16 protein-coding genes are annotated in these 15359 nt (G+C 69.5%); 11 read left to right on the top strand and 5 right to left on the bottom strand.

Translation table 11 applies throughout. From position 1 onward, the window contains the following. Nucleotides 1–65: 65 nt before the first annotated feature. Genes ACXAFN_RS09220 through ACXAFN_RS09210 form a run of 3 tightly spaced genes read right to left on the bottom strand, consistent with a single transcriptional unit; the run spans nucleotide 66 to nucleotide 3502 of the window. Entirely contained in the window at nucleotides 66–950 is an 885-nt protein-coding gene (locus ACXAFN_RS09220) for an ABC transporter permease (protein WP_474988152.1), read from the bottom strand. Continuing rightward, nucleotides 940–1866 carry an oligopeptide ABC transporter permease OppB gene (gene oppB, locus ACXAFN_RS09215; RefSeq protein ID WP_474988151.1) on the bottom strand — a complete coding sequence of 309 codons (927 nt, stop codon included), beginning with the start codon at nucleotides 1864–1866 and terminating at the stop codon, nucleotides 940–942. The genes ACXAFN_RS09220 and oppB overlap by 11 nt, the downstream gene beginning before the upstream one ends. A gap of 58 nt (nucleotides 1867–1924) precedes the next feature. Then, nucleotides 1925–3502 (bottom strand): peptide ABC transporter substrate-binding protein, encoded by a 1578-nt coding sequence (locus tag ACXAFN_RS09210; protein WP_474988149.1) that lies wholly within the window; start codon nucleotides 3500–3502, stop codon nucleotides 1925–1927. A gap of 252 nt (nucleotides 3503–3754) precedes the next feature. Here ACXAFN_RS09210 and prfB point away from each other — a divergent pair. From prfB to ACXAFN_RS09175, 7 genes are all read left to right on the top strand, one after another. Then, a protein-coding gene (prfB, locus tag ACXAFN_RS09205) for a peptide chain release factor 2 (protein WP_474988148.1) occupies nucleotides 3755–4853 on the top strand; the annotation gives its coding sequence in 2 pieces (ribosomal slippage) (nucleotides 3755–3829 and nucleotides 3831–4853; 1098 coding nt in all). A gap of 101 nt (nucleotides 4854–4954) precedes the next feature. Beyond that, complete coding sequence (gene lysS, locus ACXAFN_RS09200) at nucleotides 4955–6490, top strand: lysine--tRNA ligase (protein ID WP_474988146.1); 1536 nt, start codon at nucleotides 4955–4957, stop codon at nucleotides 6488–6490. 229 nt (nucleotides 6491–6719) lie between these two features. Further along, nucleotides 6720–7106 carry a hypothetical protein gene (locus tag ACXAFN_RS09195; protein ID WP_474988144.1) on the top strand — a complete coding sequence of 129 codons (387 nt, stop codon included), beginning with the start codon at nucleotides 6720–6722 and terminating at the stop codon, nucleotides 7104–7106. A 66-nt stretch (nucleotides 7107–7172) separates the two neighbouring features. Beyond that, the gene (locus ACXAFN_RS09190; RefSeq protein ID WP_474988142.1) at nucleotides 7173–8576 is read left to right on the top strand and encodes an MFS transporter; all 1404 of its coding nucleotides are present in this window, start codon (nucleotides 7173–7175) and stop codon (nucleotides 8574–8576) included. A gap of 29 nt (nucleotides 8577–8605) precedes the next feature. Continuing rightward, the gene (locus ACXAFN_RS09185) at nucleotides 8606–8917 is read left to right on the top strand and encodes a BolA family protein (protein WP_474988141.1); all 312 of its coding nucleotides are present in this window, start codon (nucleotides 8606–8608) and stop codon (nucleotides 8915–8917) included. Beyond that, complete coding sequence (locus tag ACXAFN_RS09180; protein WP_474988139.1) at nucleotides 8914–9762, top strand: hypothetical protein; 849 nt, start codon at nucleotides 8914–8916, stop codon at nucleotides 9760–9762. Before ACXAFN_RS09185 ends, ACXAFN_RS09180 begins: the two co-directional genes overlap by 4 nt. After that, a complete protein-coding gene (locus ACXAFN_RS09175; protein WP_474988138.1) occupies nucleotides 9755–10219 on the top strand; it encodes a GNAT family N-acetyltransferase in 465 nt (154 codons plus the stop codon). Before ACXAFN_RS09180 ends, ACXAFN_RS09175 begins: the two co-directional genes overlap by 8 nt. 6 nt (nucleotides 10220–10225) lie before the next feature. Here the strand turns inward: ACXAFN_RS09175 and ACXAFN_RS09170 are convergent, their stop codons facing one another. Next, nucleotides 10226–10435 (bottom strand): cell division protein ZapB, encoded by a 210-nt coding sequence (locus tag ACXAFN_RS09170; RefSeq protein ID WP_474988137.1) that lies wholly within the window; start codon nucleotides 10433–10435, stop codon nucleotides 10226–10228. Between the two features lie 75 nt (nucleotides 10436–10510). Then, nucleotides 10511–11188 carry a 16S rRNA (guanine(966)-N(2))-methyltransferase RsmD gene (rsmD, locus tag ACXAFN_RS09165; protein ID WP_474988135.1) on the bottom strand — a complete coding sequence of 226 codons (678 nt, stop codon included), beginning with the start codon at nucleotides 11186–11188 and terminating at the stop codon, nucleotides 10511–10513. 90 nt (nucleotides 11189–11278) lie between these two features. On the opposite strand from rsmD, the gene ftsY reads away from it, so the two are divergent. The 4 genes from ftsY (at nucleotide 11279) to rpoH (ending at nucleotide 15290) form a co-directional block, all read left to right on the top strand. Then, nucleotides 11279–12655, top strand: a complete 1377-nt coding sequence (gene ftsY, locus ACXAFN_RS09160) for a signal recognition particle-docking protein FtsY (protein ID WP_474988133.1) — start codon at nucleotides 11279–11281, stop codon at nucleotides 12653–12655. Further along, a complete protein-coding gene (ftsE, locus tag ACXAFN_RS09155) occupies nucleotides 12652–13320 on the top strand; it encodes a cell division ATP-binding protein FtsE (protein WP_474988132.1) in 669 nt (222 codons plus the stop codon). Before ftsY ends, ftsE begins: the two co-directional genes overlap by 4 nt. Beyond that, nucleotides 13317–14288 carry a permease-like cell division protein FtsX gene (ftsX, locus tag ACXAFN_RS09150; protein WP_474988130.1) on the top strand — a complete coding sequence of 324 codons (972 nt, stop codon included), beginning with the start codon at nucleotides 13317–13319 and terminating at the stop codon, nucleotides 14286–14288. Before ftsE ends, ftsX begins: the two co-directional genes overlap by 4 nt. 135 nt (nucleotides 14289–14423) lie before the next feature. Then, nucleotides 14424–15290 (top strand): RNA polymerase sigma factor RpoH, encoded by an 867-nt coding sequence (rpoH, locus tag ACXAFN_RS09145; RefSeq protein ID WP_474988129.1) that lies wholly within the window; start codon nucleotides 14424–14426, stop codon nucleotides 15288–15290. The last annotated feature ends 69 nt before the right edge of the window (nucleotides 15291–15359 follow it).

Raw genomic sequence — 15359 nt, 5'->3', positions numbered from 1 at the left:
CGGCCCCGCCGGGGGCCAGCTCTTTGTCTCAACTACGCGAGCGCAGCAATAAATCGGTGCTTCCATCAGCGTGTCTTGGGGTCCAGGGCATCTCTCAGCCCATCGCCCAGGAAGTTGAGGCACAGCAGGGTCACCGCCAGGAAGGCGGAGGGCACCAGCAGCATCCAGGGGGCCGTCTCCATCATGTCCTTGCCCTCGCTGATCAGCACGCCCCAGCTGGTCAGCGGCTCTTGCACGCCGAGCCCCAGGAACGACAGGAAGCTCTCCAGCAGGATCACCTTGGGCACGGTGAGGGTGACGTAGACGATCACCGGGCCGATGGCGTTGGGGATCAGGTGGCGGGTGACGATCTTGTGACTGCGCACGCCCAGGGCATGGGCGGCCTCCACGAACTCGCGACGCTTCAGCGCCAGCACCTGGCCGCGCACGATGCGCGACATGTCCAGCCATTCCACGGCGCCGATGGCGGCGTAGATCAGCAGGATGTTGCGGCCGAACACCACCATCAGCAGGATCACCAGGAACATGAACGGCAGCGAATACATGATGTCGACGAAGCGCATCATCAGGTTGTCGACGCGCCCGCCCAGGTAACCGGCGACGGCGCCGTAGAGCACGCCGATGACCAGCGAGACGAAGGTGGCCACCAGTGCCACGGACAGCGACACCTGACCGCCATGCAGCACTCGGGTCAGCAGGTCGCGACCGTTGGCGTCGGTGCCGGCGTAGTGGCCGTCGCCCAGGCTCGGCGGAGTGAGGATGGCGTTCCAGTCCACCTCATCCAGCGCCCAGGGGGTCAGCCATGGGCCGGCGATGCACGCCAGGGTGACCAGTGCCAGCAGTACCAGGCTGGTGGTGGCGGCCTTGTTCTGCTTGAGCCGGCGCCAGGCCTCGCGGGCCAGGCTGTCGCCGGCGATATCGGGGGTCGAGACAGCGGTATCAGTCGTCATAGCGAATCTGCGGGTCCAGGGCCGAGTAGATCAGGTCGACGAGGAGGTTGAGCAGCACGATCAGGGCGCCGTAGAACACCACCGTGCCCATCACCAGGGTGTAGTCGCGGTTGAGCGCGGCCTGGACGAAGTAGCGGCCGATGCCGGGAATGCCGAAGATCTGCTCGATCACCACCGAGCCGGTGATGATCCCGGCGATCGCCGGGCCCAGGTAGGAGACCACGGGCAGCATCGCCGGGCGCATGGCGTGGCGCCGGATCACCTCGGTCTCCGCCAGGCCCTTGGCCCGAGCGGTGCGGATGAAATGGCTGCCGAGGATCTCGATCATGCTGGCGCGCATCATCCGGGCGATGTAGGCGATCTGCTGGATCGACAGCGCCACCACCGGCAGCACCAGGTTCTTCCAGTGGCCGTCGTTCCAGCCGCCCACCGGCAGCCAGGCCAGGAAGACGCCGAACACCAGCGCCAGCAGCGGGGCGATGACGAAGTTGGGGATGGCCACGCCGGCCAGGGCGGTGCCCATCACCAGGTAGTCGACGGTGGAGTTGCGCTTCAGGGCGGCGATCACCCCCAGCGGCAGGCCGATCAGCAGGGCCAGGCCGATGGCCCAGAGCCCCAGCTCGAGGCTCACCGGAAAGCCCTGGGCGACCAGCTCGGTGACGGTGAAGTCCTTGTACTTGAACGACGGTCCGAGGTCGCCCCGGAGCAGGTCGCCCATGTAGATCAGGTACTGCTTCCACACCGGCTCGTCCAGGTGGTAGGTGGCCAGCAGGTTGGCCTCGATCTCCGCCGGCAGCTGGCGCTCGCCGTCGAAGGGGCCGCCCGGGGCCAGGTGCATCAGGAAGAACGACAGGGTGATGACGATGAGTAGCGTCGGAATCGCCAGCAGCAGGCGCTTCAGGGTATAGCGGAGCATGGGGAACCCTCGGGCCCCGGGGGTTCCCGGGGCCGTCGCTAGGTGAAGGAGGCGTGACTCAGTTCTCGAAGTCGATCCAGCGCGAGCGGTGGATATCCTCGATGTTGGTCTGCCAGCCGGTCAGCTCGGGACTGACCAGGTTGCGGGAGACGTAGTAGTAGAGGGGCAGGGTGGCGCTGTCCTCCAGGGCCAGGGCCTCGGCCTCGGCCATCAGCGCGGCGCGGGCGTCCATGTCCTGGGTCTCGGCGGCCTGATCCATCAGGGCGTCGAACTCGTCGTCGCCATAGGCGCCGTAGTTGTTGGCGACGCCGCTCTCCAGCAGGCTCAGGAAGTTCTGGGCATCGTTGTAGTCGCCGATCCAGCCGGCCCGGGCCACGTCGAAGTCGCCCTGGCGGATGTCGGCGTAGTGCACGGCGACCTCGGAGTTGTAGAGCTCCACCTCCACGCCCAGCGGCTTCCACATGGCGGCCAGGGCGATCGCCACCTTGCGATGGTCTTCGCTGGTGTTGTAGCGCAGCTGCAGCGCCAGTGGGTTGTCCGGGCCATAGCCGGCCTCTTCCATCAGGGCCTTGGCCCGCTCCAGGCGCGCGTCCTGGCTCATGTCGGCGAAGTCGGCCCTGGGCGCCTCGTAGTGGGCGACGTCCGGCGGCACGAAGCTGTAGGCGGGCTCCTCGCCGGTGCCGAGGATCTGGTCGGTGATCACCTCCCGGCGTACCGCCAGGCTCAGCGCTTCGCGGACCCGCTCGTCGGCGGTGGCATGGCCGTCGCGGACATTGAGCGCGTAGTAGTAGATGCCGAGATAGGGCGCTACCTGCACGGCGTCCGGGAGATTCTCCTGCAGCCAGTCGTACTGCTGGGTGGGGAATTCCCGGGCGATGTCGATCTCGCCGGCGCGGAAACGGTTGAGGGCGGTGTTGCGCTCCTCGATGGGGAAGTACACCACCTCGTCGAGGGCCACGTTCTCGGCGTCGTGGAAGTGCGGGTTGCGCGTGGCCTCGATGCGCGTCTGGGACTGCCAGTCCTGCAGGGCGAAGGCGCCGTTGGAGACCATGTGCTCGGGCTTGGACCAGTCGTCGCCGTATTCCTCCACCACGTGTTGCGGCACCGGGTAGGCGGTGTAGTGGGCCAGCTGGTCGAGGAAGTAGGGGGTGGAGCGTTCCAGGGTGATGCGCAGGGTGCGTTCGTCCAGGGCCTCGATGCCCAGCGCGCTGGGTTCGGCCTCGCCGTCGTAGACCGCCTCGGCGTTCTTCACCGGATACAGCAGGTAGGCATAGCTGGCAGCGGTGGCCGGGTCGAGGATGCGGCGGAAGGCGAACACGAAGTCGCCGGCGGTCACCGGGGAGCCGTCGGACCACTCGGCGTCCTCGCGCAGCGCGAAGGTGTAGGTGGTGCCGTCCTCGGACACCTCCCAGGACTCGGCGACGCCGGGGATGCGCTCCCCATCGGCGGCCTCGGTGACCAGCCCCTCGAAGAGGTCGCCGACCACGTCGTTCTCCCAGGTGCCGCTGATCTTGTGGGGGTCGAGGGAGGCGGGCTCGCCCATGATGGCGAGGCGCAGGGTGTCGGCCTGGAGGGGAGAGGCGGCCAGGCCGGAGGCCAGCAGCAGGCTGCCGGCGAAAAGGCGCGTCTTGCGCATGAGTCACTCCTTGGCTTGTGGTTGTTGGAGTCGTTCGAGTGCTAAACGGCTGTTCCTCACCTTCGCCGAGACCCCGAACGGGGTCCATTTGAAATTGCGCATGGGCTTATCCACGAATTCGATACCCCCGCGGTGGTGCCCGCGGCGGGATGGTCGGAGGCGGTGCATTTCGCTACAATGTGCGTCTTTTCTCCGCCGCCGACGCCATGCCGTCGGCGCGCGCCTCATCTCTCTTGGATTCAGGCGAACCCCATGCTGGAAACCAATCCGATCAACCACCTCATCAAGGACCTGTCTGAGCGGACAGATGTCCTGAGGGGGTATCTTTGACTATGCCGAGAAGAAGGATCGGCTAGAGGAAGTCACCCGCGAGCTCGAGGATCCCAACGTCTGGAGCGACCCGGACTATGCCCAGAAGCTGGGCAAGGAGCGGGCGACCCTCGAGGCGATCGTGTCCACCATCGACGAGCTGGACCAGGGCCTGGCCGACAGCGCCGACCTGCTGGAGCTGGCCGAGATGGAGGAGGACGAGGGCACCGTCGAGGAGGTCCAGCGCGAGCTTTCCGGGCTGCAGGCCAGCCTCGAGAAGCTCGAGTTCCGGCGCATGTTCTCCGGCGAGATGGACGAGAACAACGCCTATCTCGACATCCAGGCGGGCTCCGGCGGCACCGAGGCCCAGGACTGGGCCAACATGCTGCTGCGCATGTACCTGCGCTGGGCCGAGCATCACGGTTTCAAGGCCGAGATCACCGAGCTCTCCGCCGGCGAGGTGGCGGGCATCAAGTCGGCCTCGGTGCATGTTCAGGGCGAGTACGCCTTCGGCTGGCTGCGTACCGAGACCGGCGTCCACCGCCTGGTGCGCAAGAGCCCGTTCGACTCCGGCGGCCGTCGCCACACCTCGTTTGCCTCGGTGTTCCTGTCGCCGGAGGTGGACGACAGCTTCGAGATCGAGATCAATCCGGCGGACCTGCGCACCGATACCTATCGCTCCAGCGGCGCCGGCGGTCAGCACGTCAACACCACCGACTCGGCGGTGCGGATCACCCACGAGCCGACCGGCATCGTGGTGGCCTGCCAGAGCCAGCGCAGCCAGCACGCCAACCGCGACTTCGCCATGAAACAGCTCAAGGCGAAGCTGTGGGAGCACGAGATGGAGAAGCGCAACGCGGCCAAGCAGGCCGCCGAGGACTCCAAGGCCGACATCGGCTGGGGCAGCCAGATCCGCTCCTACGTGCTGGACGACCAGCGCATCAAGGATCTGCGCACCGGCGTGCAGTCCAGCAGCTGCGACAAGGTGCTGGATGGTGATCTGGACCAGTTCATCGAGGCGAGCCTCAAACAAGGCCTATAGCCCTTAGCGTCGGGTGACGGGTCGCGAGCGGCGGGCAACCAGCTTTCATCGCTCGCGGCCCGTTGCTCGTGGCCCGTAGCCCATTCTTCACAGGTAGCGACATGGCTAACCAGGACACTTCCCAGGACGAGAACCACCTGATCGCGGAGCGCCGCGGCAAGCTGGCCGAGCGCCGCGAGCGCGCCGCCACCGACGGCGGCAGTGCCTTCCCCAACGACTTCCGTCGTGACAGCACCGCCGCCGAACTGGCCGCCGAGCTGGGCGACAAGGACAAGCCCGAGCTCGAGGCGCTGGCGCGCCCCGCGGCCGTGGCCGGGCGCATCATGCGCAAGCGCGGGCCGTTCATCGTCATCCAGGACGCCAGCGGCCAGATCCAGCTCTACGTCGACAAGAAAGGCCTGCCGGCGGACGTGCTCGAGGACATCAAGGGCTGGGACATCGGCGATATCGTCGCCGGGCGTGGGCCGGTGCACAAGTCGGGCAAGGGCGATCTCTACGTGATGATGGAAGAGGCGCAGCTGCTGACCAAGAGCCTGCGCCCGCTGCCCGACAAGTTCCACGGCCTGACCGACATGGAAGCCCGCTATCGCCAGCGCTACGTGGACCTGATCATGAACCCCGATTCCCGCGAGGTCTTCCAGGCCCGCGCCGGGGTCATCAGCGCCATGCGCCGCTTCTTCGAGGACCAGGGCTTCATGGAGGTCGAGACGCCGATGCTCCAGCCGATCCCCGGCGGCGCCACGGCTCGGCCCTTCATCACCCACCACAATGCGCTGGACATCGACATGTACCTGCGCATCGCCCCCGAGCTCTATCTCAAGCGCCTGGTGGTGGGCGGCTTCGAGCGGGTCTTCGAGATCAACCGCAACTTCCGCAACGAGGGGCTGTCGACCCGGCACAACCCCGAGTTCACCATGATCGAGTTCTACCAGGCCTATGCCGACTACCAGGACCTGATGGATCTCACCGAGGCCATGCTGCGCGAGGTCACCCAGCGAGTGTTGGGCACCACCGTGGTCACCAACACCGTGCGTGACGCCGAGGGCGAGGTGCTGGAGACCTACGAATACGACTTCGGCCAGCCGCTGCGCCGGCTCAGCGTGTTCGACGCCATCCTCGAGTTCAATCCGGACATCCACGCCGAGTCGCTGGCCGACGAGAGCGCCGCGCGCCAGATCGCCGAGCGCCTGGACATCGACGTCAAGGATGGCTGGGGCCTGGGTAAGGTGCAGATCGAGATCTTCGAGAAGACCGTCGAGCATCGCCTCCAGCAGCCGACCTTCATCACCGACTACCCGACCGAGGTCAGCCCCTTGGCGCGTCGCAAGGACAGCGACCCCTTCGTTACCGAGCGCTTCGAGTTCTTCGTCGGCGGCCGCGAGATCGCCAACGGCTTCTCGGAGCTCAACGACGCGGAGGACCAGGCCGAGCGCTTCGCCGCCCAGGTGGCCGAGAAGGAGGCCGGCGACGACGAGGCCATGTACTACGACGCCGACTACGTGCGCGCCCTGGAATACGGCCTGCCGCCCACCGCCGGGGAGGGCATCGGCATCGACCGGCTGGTGATGCTGCTGACCGACAGCGCCTCGATCCGGGACGTGTTGCTGTTCCCGGCCATGCGCCCGCAGGTGGACTGAAGCAGCCTGAAGCGCTAAGGCTGGCGGAGGGATAAGCGAACCTCATTCTTCAGGGATGAAGAATGGAGCGCCCAGGGAAGGGTTCACAGCGTGTTCGCGTAGCCCTTCGCCAGTCGCTGCCGCCAGCCTGGTCCAGACAGAGGTCGCGCCACCATCGGTGCGAGTTAGTGTTGGTAACGAGCGCCCCTGGCGCCCATAATGGCAGCGTTTCGACGTCGAGGAGACCGCGATGAAACTGCTCAACCGTTCCGCCCTGAGCGTCAGGCCGACCCAGCACTTCGTCGACTGGATCAATGGCCTGGAGCCCACCCAGGGTGACGATGACCTCTCGCTCGGCGACGTCGAAAGGGAAAGCACCGTCTACCTGATCCCGGAGATGGATACCCCCGAGGCCCTCGAGGCCTTCGTCCGCGAGCGCTATCTCGAGATTCTCGAGACCGAGCTGCGCGCCTGGGAGGAGGACGAGCGCCAGTGGCCGGAGAGCCTCGACTGGGCACTCTTCCAGCGCTTCCTGCATTTCGAGTACAGCTACCTGGCCGTCGACCTCGACGACGAGGCGGCCCTCGAGGTGGCCGAGGTAGACGATAACCTGCTGCTGGAGACCGACCAGGACTGATGTTCCGCTCCTGGAAGGTTCCGAGAAACCGGCTGCGGCCGGTTTTCTTTTGACCGACGATCGACTATGAGCCGACTCTTCTCGACCCGCCCCGGCGACGATGGCCTGCCGGGGCCCGAACGCCGCCTGGCCGTGCTGGCGCTGATCCTCGGCACCACCATGGCGGTGGTGGACACCTCCATGGTCAACCTGGCCCTGCCGGCCATCGCCGCCGATCTCGGCGTGGCGCCGGCCGAGGCGGTGTGGGTGACCAACCTCTTCCAGGTGGCCTGCGCCGCCTTCCTGCTGGTGTTCGCCGCCCTCAGCGAGCTGTTCAGCCGCCGCCGCATCTATGTGGCCGGGCTGGTGCTGTTCGCGGTCGCGGCCCTGGGCAGCGCCCTGTCGCGCAGCCTGGAAGCGCTGCTGGTGTTCCGCGCCCTGCAGGGCGTGGGGGCGGCGGCGACGCTGTCGATCGGCCCCTCACTGTATCGCGCCATCTTCCCCTCGCGGCTGCTGGGCAGCGCGTTGGGCCTGAGCTCGCTGGTGGTGGCCGTGGGCTATGCTGCCGGGCCGGCCCTGGGCGGGGCGATCCTCTCGCTTGCCAGCTGGCCCTGGCTGTTCGCGCTGCCGGCGATCCCCGCCCTGGGCGCCGTCGGCCTGGCCTGGCGGGCGCTGCCCCGGGAGGCGGGGCGACCCGGTGGCTTCGACGGTTGGGGGGCGCTGCTCGCCATGGCCATGCTGGCCGGCTTCTTCGTCGCCCTGGACGGCGGCGGGACAATGCTCGCCACCCTCGGCTGGCTGGCCGTCAGCCTGGTCGCCGGCGCCGCCTTCGTGGCCCGCCAGCGTCGCGCTCCCTATCCGCTGCTGCCGCTGTCGCTGTTTCACGAGCGGCGCTTCAGCCTGGCCATCTCGGCCCAGGGGCTGGCCTTCGTCGGTCAGGGGCTGACCTTCGTGGCGCTGTCGTTCCTCTATCAGCAGGAGATGGGCTTCACGCCGCTGGAGACCGCCTGGCTGTTCACCCCCTGGCCGCTGACCATCATGGTGGCGGGGCCGCTGGCCGGGCGGCTGGCCGATCGCCTCAACCCCAGCCTGCTGAGCTCGGCGGGCCTGGTGCTGCTGATGGTCGGGCTTGCCAGCCTGGCGCTGATCGAGGCCGACGACGGGGTGGTCGACTGCCTGTGGCGCACCGCCCTGTGCGGCCTCGGCTTCGGTTTCTTCCAGCCGCCCAACAACCGCGAGCTGATGGCCAGCGTGCCCGCCGAGCGCAGCGCCAACGCCTCCGGGGTGATGAGCACCACGCGCACCGTGGGGCAGTCGCTGGGCGTGGCCCTGGTCGGCGCCTGCCTGGCCGCCGGTGCCCCGGTGCAGGCGACGCTGTGGGCGGGAATGGCCTCCACCGGGCTGTCGCTGCTGGCCAGCCTGGCCCGGGTCTCGCTGGCGGGCGAGGCGCTGCGTGCCCGTCGTCGAGCCGCCGCCGAACGCGTACAATGAACCTCGACACTCACCAGCGGAACGCCGAGATGAGCATCCAGTCGACCATCGAGCACAAGCTCCAGGCCCTCGAGCCCACCGCCCTCACGGTGGAGAACGAGAGCCACAAGCACAATGTGCCCGCCAATTCAGAGACCCACTTCAAGGTGACCCTGGTGTCGCCGCGCTTCGCCGGCATGATGCCGGTGAAGCGCCACCAGCAGATCTATGCCCTGCTGGCCGACGAGCTGGCCGGCCCCGTGCATGCCCTGGCCCTGCACCCCTATACCCCCGAGGAGTGGCAGGCCCGCGGCGAGGCCCGGCCGGATTCCCCGGACTGCCGGGGCGGCGGACACTCGTGACCACCGAGCCCCAGCGGCTGCAATACCTCGAGGCCATGGGCCTGACGGCCTGGACGGCCCGCTATCGGCTACCCAACGCCCGGCCCACCGAGGCCTGCGAGTGGGAGATGCCGGAGCCGGAGGCCGCGGCGCGCCAGGCGCCCGCCGAGCGCCTCCAGGCGCTGCTCGAGACGCCGGCGGAGCCCTCGCCGGTGCCCGCCGCCCCCCAGGCCGAGCCCCGCGACCGGCCCGTCGGGCCGCGCAAGGCGCGCGCGCTGCTCGGCGGTCTGGCACCCGAGGCGGTGCCGGGCGACGAGGCGCCGGAAGCGGTGCCCGGGCCCGAGACGGCCGAGGAGGCGCCGCCCCAGGAGGCGCTGCGTTTCACCCTTCAAGTCGCCTGCCTGGACGGCCGCTGGCTGGTGGTGCTGCCGGGCGAGGCGGCGCCGTCGCCGGTGGCCGCGCGGCTGCTGGTCAACCTGCTGCGCGCCGCCGGCGTCACCCCGGAGCGGTCGCCGGCCTTCGAGTCCTTCCACTGGCCGCAGATCGAGGGGCTGTCCGTTCAGGCACCGCTGGACGAGGCGCGCCAGGGGCTCGCGGCCTTCCTGGCCGGACGGGCGCGTCGTGGCTGGGCCCCGGAGCGGCTGCTGGTGTTCGGCGAAGATGCCACCCTGGCCCGGGTGCTGGCCATCGAGGAAGAGCGCTCGACGGCGCTGGAGCTGCCGGTCTGGCAGGCGCCGGCCCTCGGGGCCCTGGCGGCGAGCGCCGAGGCCAAGCGCGCGCTCTGGCCGCGGCTCGCCGGGTGGTGCGCCGCCTGGCAGGGCGACCGGGAGGAAGCGACCAGCAGTGAGGCCAGGGACGATGCCTGAGCCGCGCCTTCGCGAGCTCGGCCTCGCCGATCTGGCCGCGCTGGTCGAGCTGGAGGCCGGCGGCCAGGTGCATCCCTGGCCGGCATCGCGACTCGAGGCGGCACTGACGGCGGAGGGCATCGCCGTGCTGGGCCTGGAAGATGCGACCGGACTGATCGGCCATGCGGTGGTGGCGCGCCAGCCCTTCGATGCCGAACTCGAGGCCATGCTGGTGGCGCCGTCGCGACGCGGCGAGGGGCTGGCGGCAGGGCTGCTGGGCGCCGTGCTCCAGCGCGCCCGCGACTGGGGTGCCGAGCGGCTGCTGCTGGAGGTCAGGGCGGGCAATGCCCCGGCGATCGCCCTGTACCGGCGAGCGGGGCTCCAGGAGGATGGCCGCCGGCGGGGCTACTATCCGCCGCTGACCGGCAGCGGGCGGGAGGATGCGCTGCTGATGTCACGCCCGCTAGTCGGGGCGTAAGGGGCGTCAGCCGGCCTGCTGTTCGGCGGGGCTGTCGGTCTCGACGTCGTCGAACTTGCCCAGCAGCGCGGACAGGCGGCGCTCCCATTCCTCGCGCTCCTGCTTGAGGCGGGCGTTCTCCTCGCGCAGCTCCTCGGCTTCCATCTTCATCAATTCCAGGGCCTCCACGGCGCTGGCGACCTTCTGTTCGAGCTGATTGAAGAGTTCGATGCTCATCCGTTTCTCCTGACGATGTCCTTGGGGGCCCGTATTTGGCGTCCTGCAGCGGCAGACTAACGCCGTGGACGGGGCTCAGCAAGCGTCGCCATCGGGCGACTCCCCGGCCTCGCCGGAGCGATGATAGAGCCGTCCGGTGCTGTCGCCGGCGCGCACCTCGCGATGCAGCCGCCAGCCGGCCGGCACCTCGGGGACGAGTTCCGATTCCGTCTCCAGGTAGATCCAGGCGTCCGGCGCCAGCCAGCCGGCCTCGAGCGCCGCGCAGCAGGGGGCGGCCAGGCCCTGGCGGAAGGGCGGATCCAGGAACGCCAGCGAGAAGGGGGCTGACGACGTGCCGGGGCCGGCCTCGAGGTAGCCGAGGGCATCGGCGATGGCCACGTCGGCGCGGTCCATGCCGAGGGTCGCCAGGTTGTCGGTCAGCGCCCGGGCCACACGCGGGTCGCGTTCCACCAGCAATGCCTCGGCGGCGCCGCGAGACAGCGCCTCGAGGCCCAGCGCGCCGGTGCCGGCGAACAGGTCCAGTACCCGGGCGCCGGGCGTGGCCGGGCCGAGCCAGTTGAACAGCGTCTCGCGGACCCGGTCCGGGGTGGGGCGCAGCCCGGGACTGTCCAGCACCGGTAGCCGTCGGCGGCGGTGTTCGCCGCCGATGATGCGCAACTGCCCGGCAGGGCGGGCGGCCGCTGGCCTGCCGCGGCCGCGGGTCGGTGTCGAGGCGCGTTTCGAGGAGCGGGGGGAGGGGCGTCGTCGGCTCATGGCGCCGATTGTAGCGGGCGCCTTGTCCACAGTCATGGTGCGCGATGGTAGGATGTGGCGATTCGTTCATCCGCGAGGCTGAATCCCTACATGTTCGGTTTTCTCAAGCGCAAGAAGAAGCAGGAAGAGCAGCAGCAGGCCCCCGAGGCCACGCCGGAGGACTCCGGCGAGGCCGAGTCCGGGGAGGCGGCGCCCGATGCCGCGACGGCGGAGTCGCCGTGCGAGCCGGAGCCCGCCTCGGCGCCGGCGAGCGAGTCACGGCCCGCCCCCGAGGGCGATGAGGCGCCCGCCGCCGGGAGTGATGCCGAGCCCGTCACGGGCGCGGCGACCGCACCCGCCGACGAGCCCGAGCCGGAAGCGGAGGCGTCGGCATCAGATGCCGAGCCTGTCGCCGGGGCCGAGGCGGCGTCCGCGGTCGAGCCCGAACCCGAGCGGCCCGCCGCCGTGGAGCCTGAGCCGGCCGCCGAGCCCGCCCCGGTGGCGGCACAACCGCCCAAGGCCGAGCCTCGCGAGAAGCCAAAGAGCGAGAAGAAGGGCTGGCTCGCCCGCATGCGCGAGGGGCTGGGCAAGACCCGCTCCAATCTCACCGAGGGCCTCGCCGGCCTGTTCCTGGGCCGCAAGCAGATCGACGACGACCTGATGGAGGAGCTCGAGACCCAGCTGCTGATGGCGGACGTGGGCATCGAGGCCACCACCCAGATCATCGACCGGCTCACCGAGCGGGTCTCGCGCAAGGAGCTCAAGGACCCCGAGGCGCTCTACCGGGCCCTGCAGGACGAGCTCGCCACCCTGCTCGAGGGCGTCACCGCGCCCCTGGCCCTGCCGCCCAATGGCCAGGGGCCCTTCGTGATCCTGGTGGTCGGCGTCAATGGCGTCGGCAAGACCACCACCATCGGCAAGCTCACCCAGCGCTTCCAGCGCGAGGGCAAGAGCGTGATGCTGGCCGCCGGCGATACCTTCCGCGCTGCCGCCGTCGAGCAGCTCAAGGTCTGGGGCGAGCGCAACGACGTGCCGGTGGTGGCCCAGCACACCGGCGCCGACAGCGCCTCGGTGGTCTATGATGCCCTGGCGGCGGCCCGTGCCCGCGGGGTCGACGTGCTTATCGCCGACACCGCCGGCCGGTTGCACAACAAGGCGCACCTGATGGAAGAGCTCAAGAAGGTGCGCCGGGTGATGGGCAAGCTCGACGCCGAGGCGCCCCACGAGGTGATGCTGGTGCTCGACGCCGGCACCGGCCAGAACGCGCTCTCCCAGGCCGCCACCTTCAACGAGGCGGTGCCGGTCTCCGGCATCACCCTGACCAAGCTCGACGGCACCGCCAAGGGCGGCGTCATCTTCGCCCTGGCCCAGCAACTGGGCACGCCGATCCGCTTCATCGGCGTCGGCGAGACCCTGGATGACCTGCGGCCCTTCGACGCCCGGGAGTTCGTCGACGCCCTGTTCGACCGCGACGACGCCTCGGCATGATCGCCTTCGAGCACGTCGGCAAGCGCTACGGCGGGCGCTTCGATGCGCTCGCCCACCTCGATTTCCGCGTGCGCCGCGGCGAGATGGTGTTCCTCACCGGCCACTCCGGGGCGGGCAAGAGCTCGTTGCTGCGGCTGCTGATGCGCCTGGAGCGGCCCAGTCGCGGGCGCATCCTGGTGGCCGGCCACGACATCGATCGCCTGCACGCCAGCCAGGTGCCGTTCTACCGGCGCCAGATCGGCGTGGTCTTCCAGGATCACCAGCTATTGTTCGATCGCTCGATCTACCACAACGTGGCGCTGCCGCTGGAGATCCAGGGTGCCGAGCCCCGCGAGGCGGCGCGCCGGGTGCGCGCGGCGCTGGACAAGGTGGGGCTCTTGCATCGCGAGAAGGCCTTGCCCATCGAGCTGTCCGGGGGCGAGCAGCAGCGGGTGGGCATCGCCCGGGCGGTGGTCAACAAGCCGGCGCTGCTGCTCGCCGACGAGCCCACCGGCAACCTGGACCCCCAGCTCTCGGCGGACATCATGGCGCTGTTCGAGGATTTCCATCGCATCGGCACCACGGTGATGGTGGCCAGTCACGACCTGGCGCTGATCGCCCGCCTGCGCCACCGTACCCTGCGCCTCCAGGAGGGGCGCCTGGTGGCCGACGAGGAGGTCGCATGAGCCCTGAGCCCCCCGCTCGTCGTGGCGCGCGCACCCAGCGCGCCACCGCCGGCGGCCGCTGGCGCAGCTGGCTGCGCCACCACCGTGCCATGGCGCTGGACAGCGGCCGCCGTCTGCTGTGCTACCCCGTCGGCAGCCTGCTGACCATGCTGGCCATCGCCATCGCCCTGGTGCTGCCCGCCGGGCTGTGGCTGACCCTGGACGGCGCCCGCCTGCTCGATGCCGAGCTCGGCGAGAGCGCGACCCTCACCGCCTACCTGGAAGCCGAGGTCGGAGACGACGAGGCCGGGCGCATCGAGCAGGCGCTGGCGGCTCGGGAGGGCGTGGCCGGTACGCGGCTGGTCACCGCCGAGGCGGGCATGGCCGAGTTCCAGCAGGCCCTGGGGCTGGAGGATGCCCTGGCGCGGCTGCCGGGCAACCCGCTGCCGGCCAGCATCGTGATTCGTCCGCGGGATCCCTCGCCGGCGGCGGTGCAGGGGCTGGCGGATGGCCTGCAGGCGGTGGCCGGGGTCGAGGAGGTGCGCCTGGACCTGGCCTGGCTGGAACGCCTGCGCCACCTGGCGGAGCTGGGGCGCCGGGTCGGCCTGGGGCTCGCGGTGCTGTTTGGCCTGGGGGTGCTGCTGGTGGTGGGCAACACCATTCGCCTGGCGGTGGAGAACCGCCGCCAGGAGATCGAGGTAGTGACCCTGATCGGTGCCACCCATGCCTTCGTGCGACGCCCCTTCCTGTACAGCGGTGCCTGGTACGGGCTCGGCGGCGGCCTGCTGGCCTGGGGCCTGCTGACGCTCGGCGGCGACTGGCTGGCCACGCCGATCGCCGCGCTGGCGGCCAGCTACGGCGCCGGCTTCGCGCTGCCCGGCCTGGGATTCGCGGGCTCGGCAACCCTGCTCGGTTGTAGTACACTGTTGGGCTGGCTGGGGGCGTGGATCGCCGTGAGTCGACATCTGGCACAGATCCGCCCCCGCTAGCGAAGCGGTTTCGAACTCGGGAGACCGCCGGAACCAAATCGATAAACCGCTATCCAAAGCGGCGACTCAGGTTTCCGAGCGAAGGTTTTCACGCGAGGGATTCCACACACGGGCTTCAACGGAGACATTCTGCACATGAGCACCAGTCTTCTGCCGGTGGGCCACCTTTCCCCGGGCCACGACCTCAACGGCTATATCCAGGCGGTGAACGGCATCCCCATGCTGACCGTCGAGGAAGAGCGTGAGCTGGCCTATCGTCTGCACGACGAGGGCGACCTCGAGGCGGCACGCCGCCTGGTGCTGTCGCATCTGCGCTTCGTGGTGCACATCGCGCGCAGCTACGCCGGCTATGGCCTGGCCCAGGCCGACCTGATCCAGGAAGGCAACGTCGGCCTGATGAAGGCCGTCAAGCGCTTCGACCCCAACCAGGGGGTGCGCCTGGTGTCCTTCGCCGTGCACTGGATCAAGGCCGAGATCCACGAGTTCGTGCTGCGCAACTGGCGGATCGTCAAGATCGCCACCACCAAGGCTCAGCGCAAGCTGTTCTTCAACCTGCGCAGCGCCAAGAAGCGCCTGGCCTGGTTGAACACCGACGAGGTCGAGGCGATCGCCAAGGACCTCGACGTCAAGCCCGAGGTGGTGCGCGAGATGGAGGGGCGTCTCTCGGCCCATGACGCCGGCTACGACGCCTCACCGGGCGAGGACGAGGAGACCGCCTACCAGGCCCCGGTCCACTACCTCGACGACGCCAGCCAGGACCCCGCCGCCCAGCTCGAGGACAGCGACTGGGAGGCCGATGCCACCCGCCGCCTGCAGGTGGCCCTCGAAGGGCTGGACGAGCGTTCCCGTGACATCCTCCAGCAGCGCTGGCTGAGCGACGACAAGTCGACCCTGCACGAGCTGGCCGACGTCTACGGCGTGTCCGCCGAGCGCATCCGTCAGCTCGAGAAGAACGCCATGAAGAAGATCAAGCAGCAGCTCGGCGATACCCTGGCCGCCTGATACCCCGGGCGCCGGTGCCGCACGAAGAAAACCCCGAGGGCCAAGGCCTTCGGGGTTTTCTTTTGCTCG

Source organism: Halomonas sp. ABH4_019 (assembly GCF_056159885.1).
The sequence above is the reverse complement of the archived record's forward strand: the minus strand, read 5'-3'. Positions and strand labels throughout refer to the sequence as shown.

Bases quoted from the DNA above. Each gene is read 5' to 3' on its own strand.
- ACXAFN_RS09220 (WP_474988152.1), bottom strand. From the start codon at position 950: ATGACGACTGATACCGCTGTCTCGACCCCCGATATCGCCGGCGACAGC.
- oppB (WP_474988151.1), bottom strand. From the start codon at position 1,866: ATGCTCCGCTATACCCTGAAGCGCCTGCTGCTGGCGATTCCGACGCTA.
- ACXAFN_RS09210 (WP_474988149.1), bottom strand. From the start codon at position 3,502: ATGCGCAAGACGCGCCTTTTCGCCGGCAGCCTGCTGCTGGCCTCCGGC.
- lysS (WP_474988146.1), top strand. From the start codon at position 4,955: ATGGCTAACCAGGACACTTCCCAGGACGAGAACCACCTGATCGCGGAG.
- ACXAFN_RS09195 (WP_474988144.1), top strand. From the start codon at position 6,720: ATGAAACTGCTCAACCGTTCCGCCCTGAGCGTCAGGCCGACCCAGCAC.
- ACXAFN_RS09190 (WP_474988142.1), top strand. From the start codon at position 7,173: ATGAGCCGACTCTTCTCGACCCGCCCCGGCGACGATGGCCTGCCGGGG.
- ACXAFN_RS09185 (WP_474988141.1), top strand. From the start codon at position 8,606: ATGAGCATCCAGTCGACCATCGAGCACAAGCTCCAGGCCCTCGAGCCC.
- ACXAFN_RS09175 (WP_474988138.1), top strand. From the start codon at position 9,755: ATGCCTGAGCCGCGCCTTCGCGAGCTCGGCCTCGCCGATCTGGCCGCG.
- ACXAFN_RS09170 (WP_474988137.1), bottom strand. From the start codon at position 10,435: ATGAGCATCGAACTCTTCAATCAGCTCGAACAGAAGGTCGCCAGCGCC.
- rsmD (WP_474988135.1), bottom strand. From the start codon at position 11,188: ATGAGCCGACGACGCCCCTCCCCCCGCTCCTCGAAACGCGCCTCGACA.
- ftsY (WP_474988133.1), top strand. From the start codon at position 11,279: ATGTTCGGTTTTCTCAAGCGCAAGAAGAAGCAGGAAGAGCAGCAGCAG.
- ftsE (WP_474988132.1), top strand. From the start codon at position 12,652: ATGATCGCCTTCGAGCACGTCGGCAAGCGCTACGGCGGGCGCTTCGAT.
- ftsX (WP_474988130.1), top strand. From the start codon at position 13,317: ATGAGCCCTGAGCCCCCCGCTCGTCGTGGCGCGCGCACCCAGCGCGCC.
- rpoH (WP_474988129.1), top strand. From the start codon at position 14,424: ATGAGCACCAGTCTTCTGCCGGTGGGCCACCTTTCCCCGGGCCACGAC.